The organism is Paenibacillus sp. 1A_MP2, from assembly GCF_052244825.1.
Classification (GTDB): domain Bacteria; phylum Bacillota; class Bacilli; order Paenibacillales; family Paenibacillaceae; genus Paenibacillus; species Paenibacillus vandeheii.
This window is the reverse complement of the sequence record NZ_JBQQCS010000001.1, coordinates 5296945-5311100: the sequence shown is the minus strand read 5'-3', so window position 1 is coordinate 5311100 and position 14156 is coordinate 5296945. Positions and strand designations below refer to the sequence as shown.

At 45.9% G+C, this 14156-nt stretch carries 10 protein-coding genes and 2 pseudogenes; 10 read left to right on the top strand and 2 right to left on the bottom strand.

From position 1 onward, the window contains the following. Positions 1–35 precede the first annotated feature (35 nt). The 6 genes and pseudogenes from rplT (at position 36) to ACTWJ7_RS25800 (ending at position 6511) form a co-directional block, all read left to right on the top strand. Positions 36–395: a 50S ribosomal protein L20 gene (rplT, locus tag ACTWJ7_RS25825; protein ID WP_017689664.1), complete on the top strand. Its 360-nt coding sequence runs from the start codon at positions 36–38 to the stop codon at positions 393–395. 577 nt (positions 396–972) lie between these two features. Next, positions 973–2013, top strand: a complete 1041-nt coding sequence (locus ACTWJ7_RS25820) for a BMP family lipoprotein (protein ID WP_079346244.1) — start codon at positions 973–975, stop codon at positions 2011–2013. A 339-nt stretch (positions 2014–2352) separates the two neighbouring features. Next, positions 2353–3891 (top strand): ABC transporter ATP-binding protein, encoded by a 1539-nt coding sequence (locus ACTWJ7_RS25815; RefSeq protein WP_024628311.1) that lies wholly within the window; start codon positions 2353–2355, stop codon positions 3889–3891. After that, complete coding sequence (locus tag ACTWJ7_RS25810) at positions 3884–4963, top strand: ABC transporter permease (protein WP_024628312.1); 1080 nt, start codon at positions 3884–3886, stop codon at positions 4961–4963. Before ACTWJ7_RS25815 ends, ACTWJ7_RS25810 begins: the two co-directional genes overlap by 8 nt. Beyond that, positions 4964–5919: pseudogene (locus ACTWJ7_RS25805) on the top strand (ABC transporter permease); the annotation flags it as partial. A 217-nt stretch (positions 5920–6136) separates the two neighbouring features. After that, entirely contained in the window at positions 6137–6511 is a 375-nt protein-coding gene (locus tag ACTWJ7_RS25800) for a hypothetical protein (RefSeq protein ID WP_301881552.1), read from the top strand. 6 nt (positions 6512–6517) lie between these two features. Here the strand turns inward: ACTWJ7_RS25800 and ACTWJ7_RS25795 are convergent, their stop codons facing one another. Next, positions 6518–6964 carry a GNAT family N-acetyltransferase gene (locus ACTWJ7_RS25795; RefSeq protein WP_443145982.1) on the bottom strand — a complete coding sequence of 149 codons (447 nt, stop codon included), beginning with the start codon at positions 6962–6964 and terminating at the stop codon, positions 6518–6520. A 597-nt stretch (positions 6965–7561) separates the two neighbouring features. Between ACTWJ7_RS25795 and ilvB the strand changes: the two genes are divergently transcribed. The 4 genes and pseudogenes from ilvB (at position 7562) to ACTWJ7_RS25775 (ending at position 12747) form a co-directional block, all read left to right on the top strand. Continuing rightward, a complete protein-coding gene (gene ilvB / locus ACTWJ7_RS25790; protein ID WP_053780425.1) occupies positions 7562–9313 on the top strand; it encodes a biosynthetic-type acetolactate synthase large subunit in 1752 nt (583 codons plus the stop codon). Continuing rightward, on the top strand, positions 9310–9792 hold the full coding sequence (gene ilvN / locus ACTWJ7_RS25785) for an acetolactate synthase small subunit (RefSeq protein ID WP_079346240.1): 483 nt from the start codon (positions 9310–9312) through the stop codon (positions 9790–9792). The genes ilvB and ilvN overlap by 4 nt, the downstream gene beginning before the upstream one ends. A 298-nt stretch (positions 9793–10090) precedes the next feature. Beyond that, positions 10091–11082, top strand: a pseudogene (gene ilvC, locus ACTWJ7_RS25780) (ketol-acid reductoisomerase). Positions 11083–11205: 123 nt separating this feature from the next. Beyond that, positions 11206–12747 (top strand): 2-isopropylmalate synthase, encoded by a 1542-nt coding sequence (locus ACTWJ7_RS25775; RefSeq protein WP_079346238.1) that lies wholly within the window; start codon positions 11206–11208, stop codon positions 12745–12747. A 227-nt stretch (positions 12748–12974) separates the two neighbouring features. On the opposite strand, the gene ACTWJ7_RS25770 is transcribed toward ACTWJ7_RS25775, so the two are convergent. Next, a complete protein-coding gene (locus ACTWJ7_RS25770) occupies positions 12975–13955 on the bottom strand; it encodes an aldo/keto reductase (protein ID WP_285074806.1) in 981 nt (326 codons plus the stop codon). Positions 13956–14156 lie beyond the last annotated feature (201 nt).

Genomic DNA, 14156 nt, shown 5'->3' with positions numbered 1-14156 from the left:
GGATACATTTAATATTTATTGGGAGGTTCTTTAATATGGCAAGAGTAAAAGGCGGTTTTGTAGTACGTCGTCGTCATAAAAAGGTTTTGAAACTGGCAAGAGGTTACTTCGGTTCCAAACACCGTATTTTTAAAACAGCTAACGAGCAAGTAATGAAATCCCTGGTATACGCATATCGTGACCGTCGCAACACGAAACGTAACTTCCGCAGACTGTGGATCGTTCGTATCAATGCTGCAGCACGTATGAATGGTTTGTCTTACAACAAACTGATCCATGGATTGAAACTTGCTGGTGTAGACATGAACCGCAAAATGTTGGCTGATCTGGCCGTTAACGACATCAATGCGTTCAACTCTTTGGCTACTGTAGCTAAAGGCAAAATCAACGCTTAAAATTGCTTATTCAAGCCGCCGTACCTATGGCGGCTTTTTTTACGGCTTAAAGAATGATCTTGCTAAAAGGGCCGTTGTGCGAAACGAATATGCTGCAGTCTGTAAGGACACACTGAAAGCATATAACTTGCGAATAACAGGCCGTGATAATACATAAAATACGAACGGTGAAATAATGCAAATGAAAACTGGTGAAATCCATTTCTTACTATAGGATGTGATATGATTTTGTTACATAACATTACATCGTTGTAACGTTAGTGTGTTAAATCGCTAAAATATTAAGCGCTTTCAATAAAAAAAGAGCAAAAATAAGTGATATTTGGTGATGAAACATCTGGATTTTACCACGGGTTGAATGTATAATCACCTCTAGTAGGCTAGTCCTAAAATTTTCTCTTCATGTCATAATGTTCGGTTTTTCGACAGGTGACACAATCGTTTCAGGGTAAGAATGCGCTTTTAATGTCGAAGAAACCATACATTCCACATAAAAGCCATATTATCAATCTGTTGATCCGTTCCGTTTTGGCCTGGACAGGAATTAGGTATATATCATTAAGGGGGAACAAGAGAAATGAAAAAGATGCTCAGCTTGTCTTTGGTCATGTTGCTGGCAGTATCGGTTATGCTCGCAGGTTGCGGTAGCAAGCCGAAAGAGGAAACAAATGCCGGAGGAACTACAGGTGGCGAAAACACTGAAGCTAAATCCGATTTGAAAATCGGTATGGTTACTGACGTAGGTGGAGTTAACGACAAATCGTTTAACCAATCCGCTTGGGAAGCACTGCAAGCAACTGAAACTGAAACAGGTGTAGCTGTTAAATACCTGCAAAGTAAATCCGATGAAGAGTACATTCCAAACCTGAACGAGTTCGTTAAAGGTGGATATGATCTGACTTGGGGTATCGGTTTCCAATTGGCTGATGCAATCAAGACTGTAGCTGAACAAAATCCTGATTCCAAACTCGCGATCATTGACAGTGTTGTTGATGCTCCTAACGTTAAATCGGTGACATTTGCTGAAGAAGAAGGTTCTTACCTGGTAGGCGTTGTAGCTGGTCTGACAACTAAATCCAACAAAGTAGGTTTCGTTGGTGGTATGGACAGCCCGCTGATCAAAAAGTTTGAAGTAGGTTTCAGAGAAGGGGTTAAAGCTGTTAACCCTAAAGCTGAGTTCATTTCTAACTACACAGGTGCTTTTGATAAGCCTGACCTGGGTAAAGCAGCAGCTGCTACAATGTACAACCAAGGCGTAGATATCATTTTCCACGCTTCCGGTGCAACGGGTAATGGTGTGTTCAACGAAGCAATCGCTCGTAAGAAACAAGGTCAAGATGTTTGGGTTATCGGTGTAGATAAAGACCAATCCCTGGAGTTTGGTGATGATGTAACACTGACTTCTATGATCAAAAAAGTTGATGAAGCTGTTAAGCGCGTAAACGCAGAAGTTATTGATGGAACATTCAAAGGTGGAGCTGAGAATCTGACTTTGAAAGAAAACGGTGTAGGCATCGCTGATACTTCCACGAAAAATGTTTCTGCTGATACACTTGCTAAAGTGGACGAGTACAAAGAAAAAATCATCAACGGCGAAATCAAAGTTCCTACAGAGTAATTGATTTAGCCTATAAAAAGAATAATCATCGAGGCCGGTCTTGACCGGCCTTATGATTGTCAGAGCAGGAAAATTTGCTCAAGTCACCATAACAATTGTACAAGCATGCAATACGAGCTTTGGGGAAATCCCTTAGCAAAAGCAAGAAGACTTCGTATCAACGCTCCGGTAGGAGCTTTTCTTAAGATTATGGAATGCATAAGTTTCAGTGAAACTGAAGGATTCGATAATCCCAAGAAAAGTACCGCTAAGAAGCGGTCATCTTCCTTGAATAAACGTCGATAGACGTTTTTCTTACTGTTTGCGGAACCACACTATATCAGGTATAAGGGTGATTACATGGGTGCAGCAACCCCCGTCGTTGAGTTGAAACAAATCACGAAGCGTTTCCCAGGCATTGTTGCCAACGACGCCATCAGCCTTCAGCTTCGTAAAGGCGAGATCCATGCTCTACTGGGCGAAAACGGCGCTGGTAAATCAACGTTAATGAATATTGTCTTTGGTCTCTATCAGCCGGATGAAGGTTCCATTGAAGTGAATGGCAAGCCTGTCATCATCGACAGCCCTAATAAAGCAATCGATCTTGGCATCGGCATGGTGCATCAGCACTTTAAGCTTGTACAGCCGTTCACGGTAACAGAGAACATTATTTTGGGATCTGAACCAAGGAAGGGTCTCAACATTAATTATAAAAAAGCTGCTGCTGAAGTGCAGCGTCTGTCTGAACAGTATGGACTCAAAGTGAACCCGCATGCCAAAATTCATGACATTTCCGTCGGAATGCAGCAACGTGTCGAGATTGTAAAAACGTTGTATCGTGGTGCAGACATTCTGATCTTTGACGAGCCTACTGCTGTATTAACACCTCAGGAGATCAAAGAACTGATGGTGATCATGAAAAAGTTGGTGGCCGAAGGCAAATCCATTATTCTGATCACACACAAACTGAAAGAGATCATGGAGATTTCCGATACAGTGACGATTATTCGCCGTGGCAAAGTGATTGATTCGGTTACAACATCAGAAACGAATCCGAACGAACTCGCCGAAAAAATGGTTGGACGGAATGTCACTTTTAAAGTGGACAAAAAGCCGGCTACACCAGGAAACAATGTGCTGGAAGTCAGCAAATTGACCGCCAAAAATAAAGAGGGTATCTCGGTTCTGAACGAACTCAACCTGAATGTACGTGCAGGAGAGATTGTAGGAATCGCAGGTGTTGATGGTAATGGACAGAGCGAACTGATTGAGGCGCTTACCGGACTGCGTAAAGTAGATAGCGGTTCGATTCGCCTTGAGGGTAAAGAACTGTCTAATCATTCTCCGCGCCATATTTCGGAGTCGGGTGTAGCCCATATTCCGGAAGACCGGCACAAACATGGACTTGTTCTTGATTTTTCTGTGAGTGAAAATATCGTCCTGGAATCGTATTATAAATCTCCTTATACGCGTAAAGGATTCCTCAACTTCGATGCGATCAAGAAGCAAGCGAAGCGTCTTGTCGAGGCATTTGATGTGCGTACACCAAGCATTGAAACAAAAGCCCGCTCCTTATCGGGAGGGAACCAGCAGAAAGCCATTATCGCACGTGAGGTTGATAAGAACCCTGAACTGCTTATTGCTGCCCAGCCAACTCGTGGTTTGGACGTAGGTGCTATTGAGTTTGTTCAAAAACAATTGATTGCACAGCGTGATCAGGGCAAAGCGGTACTGCTGATCTCATTCGAGCTGGATGAAATTATCAACGTATCCGACCGAATTGCTGTCATCTATGAAGGACAGATCGTGGGCGAGGTGCTGCCGGAAGAAACCAATGACAGGGAGCTCGGCTTGATGATGGCGGGCAGCACCCAAAAGAGAGGTACTGTGCATGAGTAACGTATTGAAATGGTTTACCCGTGATTCATTTATATTACCTATTGTAGCCATCATTATGGGTCTGATCCTGGGTGGTATTGTCATGCTGATCGGCGGATACAACCCGATTGAGGCCTATAGTGCACTGTTTACGAAGGTTTTCGGAGACATGTACAACTTTGGTGAAGCGGTCCGGGAAATGACACCACTGATTATGACAGGACTTGCATTTGCATTTGCGTCACGTGCAGGGCTGTTTAATATCGGGGGAGAAGGACAATTTCTCGTCGGTATGACTGCCGCGACTTTTGTAGGCGTAAAGTTTGCAGGTCTACCAATCTACATTCATGCTCCACTGGCCTTGATTGCCGGTGCGGTATTTGGTGGTCTGTGGGCAGCAATTGCCGGTTACCTGAAAGCAGCGCGTGGGGTTAACGAAGTTATCAGTAGTATCATGCTGAACTGGATTGGTCTGTATCTGGCCAACCTTATCGTGCGTCAATTCCTGCTGTTAAAAGGGGAAAATCGTTCGGTCGATATCAGCGATACTGCATCGATTAGTCTGACATGGCTTTCCGAACTGATGGGTAACTCTCGTGTTCACATGGGGACATTGATTGCTCTTGTCATGGCTGTGCTCTTTTATATTTATATGTGGAAAACCAAACAAGGGTACGAGATTCGTGCCGTCGGATACAACCCGAATGCGGCAGAGTATGCGGGTATGCATGTCAATCGCAATATTGTAAAAGCCATGTTTATCAGTGGTATGCTTGCAGGTCTTGGCGGTGCATTCCAGGTACTTGGAGTGTTCCAATACCAGACCGTTATGTCGGGCTCACCAGGAACAGGTTTTGACGGCATCGCGGTTGCACTGATTGGTTTGAATCATCCGTTTGGTGTGTTGCTGGGCGCGTTGTTGTTCGGTACGCTCACTTATGGATCTGCGGGAATGAGCTTTGCTGCGGATGTACCGCCCGAGATTATTCGGATTGTTATCGGTTCGATTATCTTCTTCATTGCGGCACAAGGCATCGTGCGCTGGGTACTTAAACCGTTCTATTCCAAGCGCAAGAAAGAGAAGGTGTTGTAGATGGACTTGTTGACAATTGGGCAAATTATCAATACGACGCTTGTCTTTGCCACGGCATTGATTTTTGCATCATTGGGCGGAATCTTTTCGGAAAAATCAGGTGTGACCAACCTTGGACTTGAAGGTTTCATGGTATTTGGTGCCTTTGCAGCCGGGATTGCTGCGCACTATGCTCAAGAAGCCGGTATGGGAGGAACGACATCTGCCTGGATGGGGATTTTGTTCGCGGTTGTGCTGGGCGTAGTAGTTTCGTTGATCCATGCGGTTGCCTCGATTACATTTAAGGCGGACCAAATTATAAGCGGTATCGTAATCAACTTCCTGGCAGCAGGAAGCACACTTTATTTGGTAAAACTGCTGTTTGAAGGATCAGGCGATTCGCCACTGGTACAAGGTTTTAGCAAGTTTGATGTACCACTATTAAAAGATATTCCTTTGCTTGGGAAGCTTTCTTCAAGAATGTGTACCCGACAACATATCTGGCTATTCTGTTCGTTTTTCTGACTTATTACATTATGTATAAAACCCCATTCGGCCTTCGTCTTCGCTCTGTTGGTGAACACCCAAGTGCTGCGGATACCGTGGGTGTTAAAGTGCGTCGTTACCGTTATGTTGCGGTGATGATCAGTGGTGCGCTGGCTGCTATCGGTGGAGCGGCAATTACGTTGACTACGACAGGCACATTCTCTCATAATACGGTTTCCGGTCAAGGTTACATTGCGATTGCAGCGATGATCTTTGGTAAGTGGAATCCGATTGGTGCCTTTGGTGCCGCTGTGTTCTTTGGTTTTTCACAAGCAATTCGGAACTATGTACAGCTGTTCGAATGGTCTCAAAGTATTCCCCAGGAAATTATTTATATGCTGCCATACCTGCTCACCATCATCGTGCTCGTTGCGGCTGTCGGGCGCTCGTCTGCTCCGTCTGCACTCGGGGAACCGTATGATCCGGGAAAAGGTAACGACAGAAATGATGTTTTCCCATCTTATTCTTTACTTCAAAAGGCTCGCCTCGTGCGAGCCTTTTTGTGTTTTTATAAGAAAAAAGCGAACTGCCAAGATGCTCGCCGGTGACGGGGAAGACACCCATATTTTCATTTAGGGACAAAGAAACAGGCGAAGCTGGCTCTGGACGAATACACTGTTTTGAACGATCCGAGGAGGAGGGGAAAGTATGAAACAACAAGTTACGCGTGATGAAGCGATGAAATTAATAGGCAAAAATATTGTTGCGATCAAAAAAGACGGTACTCGGGTGACCGGGAGGCTGGTGAAAGTATCGGGCGATAAATTGGTGCTGAAACGCTCAGTTGGAAAAAAAGTACGCACCAAAGCCATTTTGCCATTGGTATTATTTGATCTGCTCGCCATCGGTACGCTGCCTTATGCTTACGGAGCTGGTCCTGGATTAGGTTTTGGTCCTGGTGCTGGTCCAGGATTTGGGCCGGGACCAAAACCAGGCCCAGGGTACGGACCGGGATTTGGTGGTGGATATGGACCAGGACCTGGATATGGACCGTACGGACCACGGCCACCAGGCTTTTTCTAAACCGATTTATAATGTTTTTTCCAACTCGTAGCAGCGGCTTAACATAATGTATCGAATTGTGCTATATCCATTTTTTTGGTAAAAATGAAGTCCTTTTGTATTGCCTTCGTCAACCATCACTTTGGATCTTTTGCAACCTCGAGATGCCGCAAAGTTTTCCGCTTTGAGAAGCAAAGTCTGACCGCACCTCTTTCGCTGTTCTTTTGGGGCAACAGCCATCATATCCACATACAGCAGTTCGCCGTGCATGAGAAAATGGATGAATGCGACAGCTTCGTTGTCAGAATTCGGTGAGACAACAAAGGTCATGCCCCTGTTCATTCGCAGGGGTAGTTCTTTGCGTATTTTATTGATTTCACTTTCACTCATATGAGATAGAGGAACAAGTTGAGAGTCAATCAGCCTCATTATGGCGGCATCATCCAGCTTTGATTTACGTTGCCGAAGCACCATCGGAAGCCTCCTTTCAGGACCAGTCGTGCTGCTCGTATATCCTATGCCTGAGGGAAGTTGAAAGGTGACTGAATGAAGCGCAGGGATTGGGGTAACGTTAAAGATTCAGGATGAAGGATTAGGGATGTTCTGAATTTTTATACAATAGGGTATTGACTTATCGGTTGGAGGAATCATATAATGTTCCTAACATTTAACGAGAATATTTCATCGGCTATGAAGAGGACGAAGTTTTAAGGGCTCTTTTGCTCAGAGAGTGGCTGGAATTGCTGAAACCACCACCATTATCCCTTATATACGAGCTCACCTCGGAGCTGTTTTCCTGAAAAGCATTGGATGTCACTCCATTGGGTTATTAGGGAAAATCGTATGTCTGCGTTACAGACAACAGGTATGGAGAACGGGTATGTCCGTTTGGTCTATCATTTTTTGTACCTGGTAAGGTCCGTTATTGCGAAATTTCGGACAAAGTTGGGTGGTACCACGGAAGCAATAACCTTTCGTCCCTCGCAAGCATGAACTTGTTTGCAGGGATGGAAGGTTTTTTTTGTAACTTTAAATGTCAGAATGATGTAAATTCCGAGAGGAGGATGACTGATGGGAGCTCAAATTCCAGAAGTACGATCGACAGATGAATTACGTGAAAAATGGATGAAGCCGGAGGTCATTAGCGGTTCCGAAATTCTGCTGAGAAGCTTGTTGCTGGAAGGTGTAGAGTGCGTTTTTGGTTACCCGGGCGGCGCAGTGTTGTACATTTACGATGCGATGTATGGTTTCGAGGATTTCAAGCACGTGTTAACCCGTCACGAACAAGGCGCCATTCATGCAGCTGACGGATATGCACGGGCGAGCGGAAAAGTGGGTGTCTGTATCGCTACCTCCGGACCTGGAGCAACGAATCTGGTTACGGGTATTGCAACAGCGTATATGGATTCCGTACCACTCGTAGTCATTACGGGAAATGTCATTTCCAGTCTGATTGGCTCTGATGCATTCCAGGAAGCGGATATTACCGGAATCACGATGCCAATCACCAAACACAGTTATCTGGTAAAAGACGTAAAAGATTTGTCACGTGTCATTCATGAGGCATTTCATATTGCGAATACAGGACGTAAAGGTCCCGTATTGATCGACATTCCGAAGGATGTATCAGCTAACAAAACGTTGTTTGAACCCGTGACTGAACCTGTTATATTGAGAGGGTACAACCCACGGACAGTACCGAACAAACTTCAGGTTGATCGTCTGGCTCAGGCGATTCAGGAAGCAGAGCGTCCGATGATTCTGGCAGGCGGCGGTGTAGTTTACTCCGGTGGACACGAAGCGCTGTTCGAATTTGTGGAAAAGACAGGCATTCCAATCACGACAACACTTCTCGGACTTGGAGCATTCCCGAGTGGTCACGAATTGTGGACCGGGATGCCGGGGATGCACGGAACATACACTTCCAATCAGGCGATTCAAAAGTCGGATTTGCTGATTAACATCGGAGCACGCTTCGATGACCGGGTAACAGGCAAGCTGGACGGATTCGCTCCACATGCCAAAATTGTGCACATTGACATTGATCCGGCTGAGATTGGCAAAAACATTGCAACGGACATTCCAATCGTTGGTGATGTGAAGACGGTTCTGGAAATAGCGAACAAAGAGGTTCAACGCGCTGAACGTGCAGACGCATGGAGAGACCAGATCAAACAATGGAAACAAGAGAAGCCTTACAGCTACACAGATTCAGAGGAAGTATTGAAACCGCAGTGGGTTGTGGAAATGCTGAATGATACAACCAAGGGCGAAGCAATCGTCACTACGGACGTTGGCCAGCATCAAATGTGGGCAGCTCAATATTATAAATTCAACAAACCGCGTTCATGGGTAACCTCCGGTGGACTGGGAACGATGGGTTTTGGATTCCCTTCTGCAATCGGTGCTCAAATGGCCAACCCGGACAGACTTGTTATTTCCATTAACGGTGACGGCGGCATGCAGATGTGTTCTCAGGAGCTTGCGATTTGTGCCATTAACAACATCCCGGTGAAGATTGTTATTATCAACAATCAGGTGCTTGGAATGGTACGTCAGTGGCAAGAGATCATCTATGAGAACCGTTACAGTCATATTGATCTGGCAGGAAGCCCTGATTTTGTGAAACTTGCTGAAGCTTATGGGGTAAAAGGATTGCGTGCAACCAACAAGGAAGAAGCCGAGCGTGCTTGGCAAGAAGCCCTGGATACACCAGGACCGGTCGTTGTTGAATTCGTAGTTCGCAAGGAAGAAAATGTTTATCCAATGGTTCCACAAGGAGCGACAATCGATCAAATGCTGATGGGGGATGCTGAGGAATGATTAGACATACGATTTCGATATTGGTCAACGATCAGCCTGGCGTCCTGCAGCGGGTATCAGGGTTGTTCGGTAGACGGGGATTCAACATTGAGAGCATCACGGTGGGTCAATCCGAGGAACCGGGTTTGTCACGGATGGTCATTGTGACGATCGGTGATGACAAAACGCTGGAACAGATTGAAAAGCAACTGTACAAAATCATTGATGTCATCAAAGTGGTTGATTTTAGCCTAAAACCGATGGTTGCCCGTGAACTTGCATTGATCAAGGTAAAGGCAGAGCCATCCGAACGTCCAGAAATTCTGGGTGTGGTGGAGACATTCCGCGCCTCAGTTGTAGATGTTGGTCCAGGCAGCCTGATTATACAGGTGGTAGGAGATACGGATAAAATTGATGCGATGATAGAATTGCTTAAGCCCTATGGCATTCGCGAACTGTCACGTACAGGAATAACTGCATTGGTACGAGGTAATGTTTAAACAGTCATATTAAAAAGCGATGGTCTGATGCTTATCCATGGAACGACAAAGGTATGTTAGCAGCACGGAGTTGAAATATACCGTTAATCTTAGATAAGGTGCCAGTCCCGTACAAGTTGCAATTTAACATTTTAGTGATGTAACGCTTGACAATATAGCCACACACCCGCATTAATGGGCGGGTGTCTGAACGGATCGGATCAGACCAGAAACGCTTAGCAGGAAAAGCGTACCGGTCCCTTGAGACACCCGCTCATTAATGAAGGGTTCTTTACAATACAAAGGAGGACTTATAAACATGCCAGTAACTACTTATTATGAACAGGATGCAGAGCTTAGCGTATTGAAAGGAAAAACGATTGCGGTCATCGGTTACGGTAGCCAGGGCCATGCCCAAGCTCAAAACCTGCGTGACAGTGGATTGAACGTAGTCATCGGACTTCGTGAAGGTAAATCTTTTGACACTGCAAAAAATGACGGATTTGAAGTTCTGTCCCGGCTGAAGCAACTAGTCGTGCAGATGTAGTTCAAATTCTGCTGCCTGACGAAACACAAGCATCTGTGTACAAAAACGAAATCGAACCAAACCTGAAAAAAGGCGCAGCATTGCTCTTCTCCCACGGTTTCAACGTTCATTTCGGTCAAATCGTTGCTCCAAAAGACAGCGATGTATTGCTGGTAGCTCCTAAGTCCCCTGGCCACATGGTACGTCGTACCTACGTGGAAGGATTCGGTGTACCGGGCCTGATCGCAATTGAGCAAGATGCAACAGGTAAAGCAAAAGATATCGGTCTGGCTTATGCCAAAGGTATCGGTTGCACGCGTGCAGGGGTTATCGAAACTTCCTTCCGTGAAGAAACAGAAACAGACCTGTTCGGTGAGCAAGCTGTTCTGTGTGGCGGTGTAAGTGCCCTGGTAAAAGCTGGATTCGAAACGTTGACAGAAGCGGGTTATGCTCCTGAAATGGCATACTTCGAGTGTCTGCACGAATTGAAACTGATCGTTGACCTGATGTATGAAGGTGGACTTGCAAGCATGCGTGATTCCATCAGTAACACAGCAGAGTACGGTGACTATGTAACTGGACCTCGTGTGGTAACTGAAGATACGAAGAAAGCAATGAAAGAAGTCCTGACAGATATCCAACAAGGTAAATTTGCACGTGACTTCATCCTGGAAAACCAATCCGGCCGTGCGTTCCTGACAGCAACTCGTCGCAACGAAGCTGAACACCCAATCGAAGTGGTTGGCGGACAATTGCGTGAGATGATGCACTGGATCAAGAAGTAAGCATCGGCTTTAAGGTCATCAAGTAAACTTACAGCTTTAACCGGGAATAGCGGCCGTGCATATGCGTGTGCCGCTATTACTGGTTTAGAGGAACATAAAATACAAGTCTAGGAGGTGCGAGGCGTGCGTAAAATCTATGTATTTGACACAACGCTGCGTGATGGAGAACAATCCCCGGGGGTCAATCTGAACACTCGTGAAAAGGTGGAAATTGCGCACCAGCTCGAGCGGCTTGGTATTGACCGGATGGAAGCCGGTTTCCCTGCGGCCTCTCCAGGCGATTTGGCTGCGGTTAATGCAGTAGCCAAAGCAGTCAAAAATGTTACCGTCATTGGCTTGTCCCGCTCCAGAGAGCAGGATATCGATGCGGTGAAAGAGGCGTTGAAGGGCGCTCAAGACCCGTGTATCCACATCTTTTTGGCAACTTCACCCATTCATCGCCAGCATAAATTGCGCATGGACAGAGCTCAAGTTCTCGATACAGCTCGGTCAGCCATTCGCTATGCGAAGAATACTTTTTCGAAGATTGAATTCTCTTTGGAGGATGCAGGTCGGACTGAGTATGATTTCCTCGTTGAGATGGTGAATATGGCTGTGGAAGAAGGCGCAGCTGTTGTAAATATCCCGGATACCGTTGGCTATCTGAGCCCATACGAATACGGAAATATTTTCAAACATCTCAAGGAAAACGTACACAACATTGATAAGGTGCAGCTGAGTGCACACTGTCATAACGACCTGGGGATGGCAACTGCCAACACACTCGCAGCAATTCTGAACGGAGCCGATCAGATTGAGGGCACCATCAACGGCATTGGTGAACGTGCAGGTAATACCGCGATTGAAGAAATTGCCATGGCACTGGAGACACGTCAGGAATTTTTCCAGGCGAAAACTTCGCTGCAGCTTTCTGAAATTGCTCGGACCAGTCGTCTCGTGAGTCGTTTGACGGGTATGGTTGTGCCTGGGAATAAAGCGATTGTTGGTGCGAATGCGTTTGCACACGAGTCAGGAATTCACCAGGATGGCATGCTGAAGGAGAAAACAACTTACGAAATTATGACGCCAGAAACCATCGGTCTGAAGGAAAGCAAGCTCGTATTGGGTAAACACTCGGGACGTCATGCCTTCCGTGAGCGCTTGATTGAGCTTGGTTATGAACTGGAAGATGAAGCATTGAACCGTGCTTTTGCCCAATTCAAAGATCTGGCTGATAAGAAAAAAGAAGTGACAGATGAGGATTTGCTGGCGGTCATCGAAGAGAAATTGCAGGATGCACCTGAAGTGTTTAAACTGGAATCCATCTTTGTGACGTATGGTGATGAATCCATTCCAACGGCTAAAGTTCGTATTGCTACACTTGAGGGTGATACGGTGGAACAAAAAGCTGAAGGTAATGGGTCTGTTGATGCCATTTATAATGCGATTGATCAAGTGAGCGGAGAAGAGGTAACGCTATCCGACTACTCGATCAAATCGGTTACGCATGGTAAGGATGCATTGGGTGAGGTTCATGTCGTACTTACTCAAAATGAAATATCTGTACAAGGACGTGGCGTAAGTACCGATATTCTGGGTGCCAGTGCTCGTGCTTATGTAGATGGCTTGAACAAATTGATAGAGAAACGCAAGACTTACACGAATCGCGTTAATGTGAACCTGTAACATATCATTTGCAGCAAGCAAAGCTCTTCATTGGACTGGAATTCATCTGGCTGGAGAAGCTGAGATGGAGTTCCCAGCCGGGGTGTGTCAGTGCAGTGAGGTACATAAAAAGTCTGACCCTCAACATGTGAAGGTCAGACTTTTTTATTGTTTCATCATAGGATAATTGATTTCTATATAGAGCATTTTTCGTTAAAAAGATGTATTCAGTTTAAGCTGTTAAGCTTTTACCAAGCATATGCGTTCGGAGCTTGTCCTCCCGGACCCGGAAAGATTTCATCCAAACGTTTGAGGACCGCTTCATCCAAAGTAACATCCAAACATTTGAGTGCCGTTTCAAACTGCTCCAGCGTACGCGGCCCAATAATGGGTGCGGTAACTGCCGGATTAGCGGCAACCCAGGCCAAAGCTATGGTATCCTGTGGTTCGCCGAGTTCACGGCAAAGTGCCGCGAATTGTTCCAGCTGCGTTTGGTGGGACTCAATCCGTTCAGCAATGCCACCACTGCGTGTACCTTCCAGCTTTTGGAGCGCATTACGTCCAAGTAACCCACCATCAAGCGGACTCCACGGAATAACGCCAAGGCCCAGCTCTTTCGCTGCGGGCAGCACTTCGAGCTCAGGCAAACGGCAGTTGAGACTGTACTTATGCTGCTCGGATACAAGCCCGAGGAAATGACGATTCTTGGCTTCACTTTGAGCAATGGCAATCTGCCATCCAGCAAAGTTGCTTGAACCTACATAACCAATTTTGCCCTGATGAACAGCGTTCTCAAATGCGCCCCACAGCTCGTCCCACGAAATAGCAGGATCAACATGGTGCATCTGGTAGAGTTCAACATGATCGGTTTGCAGGCGGCGGAGGGAACCTTCCAGATGACGTCTGATTTTGTAAGCGGAGAGACCGGCATCGTTGTTTGGACCGTCTGTATCATCGTGCATGGAGCCATAGACTTTGGTCGCCAGAACGACTTTTTCACGTCTGCCGCCGCCCTGTTTAAACCAGCGTCCAATGATCTCCTCGGTGAGACCCGAATTTTCGCCCCATCCATAAATGTTAGCGGTATCAAAAAAGTTCACACCGGCATCGAGTGCCGCATCCATGATACGGAATGCCTCTTTTTCGTCTGTAGCAGGCCCAAAATTCATCGTGCCGAGACAGATCCGGCTGACTTTAAGACCTGATTTTCCCAAGTACGTGTATTGCATGATTGCAATCCCTCCTGAGTTACCTGAATTTGTCTTCAGGGTTTATTTTAACTCAGTCAGAGGTACAGAACAACCAATTCAAAACCACTTATAGGCAAAAACTATTAAAGTCATAGATTGTATATCTTGGTCAAATGACCTCTGAATATGATACAAAAGAGAGAGTTATAAATGACACGTTAATTATTGAAGCGAACAATC

Coding starts and splice junctions, on each gene's coding strand:
- rplT (WP_017689664.1), top strand. CDS start 36: ATGGCAAGAGTAAAAGGCGGTTTTGTAGTACGTCGTCGTCATAAAAAG.
- ACTWJ7_RS25770 (WP_285074806.1), bottom strand. CDS start 13,955: ATGCAATACACGTACTTGGGAAAATCAGGTCTTAAAGTCAGCCGGATC.
- ACTWJ7_RS25795 (WP_443145982.1), bottom strand. CDS start 6,964: ATGGTGCTTCGGCAACGTAAATCAAAGCTGGATGATGCCGCCATAATG.
- ACTWJ7_RS25820 (WP_079346244.1), top strand. CDS start 973: ATGAAAAAGATGCTCAGCTTGTCTTTGGTCATGTTGCTGGCAGTATCG.
- ACTWJ7_RS25800 (WP_301881552.1), top strand. CDS start 6,137: ATGAAACAACAAGTTACGCGTGATGAAGCGATGAAATTAATAGGCAAA.
- ilvB (WP_053780425.1), top strand. CDS start 7,562: ATGGGAGCTCAAATTCCAGAAGTACGATCGACAGATGAATTACGTGAA.
- ilvN (WP_079346240.1), top strand. CDS start 9,310: ATGATTAGACATACGATTTCGATATTGGTCAACGATCAGCCTGGCGTC.
- ACTWJ7_RS25810 (WP_024628312.1), top strand. CDS start 3,884: ATGAGTAACGTATTGAAATGGTTTACCCGTGATTCATTTATATTACCT.
- ACTWJ7_RS25815 (WP_024628311.1), top strand. CDS start 2,353: ATGGGTGCAGCAACCCCCGTCGTTGAGTTGAAACAAATCACGAAGCGT.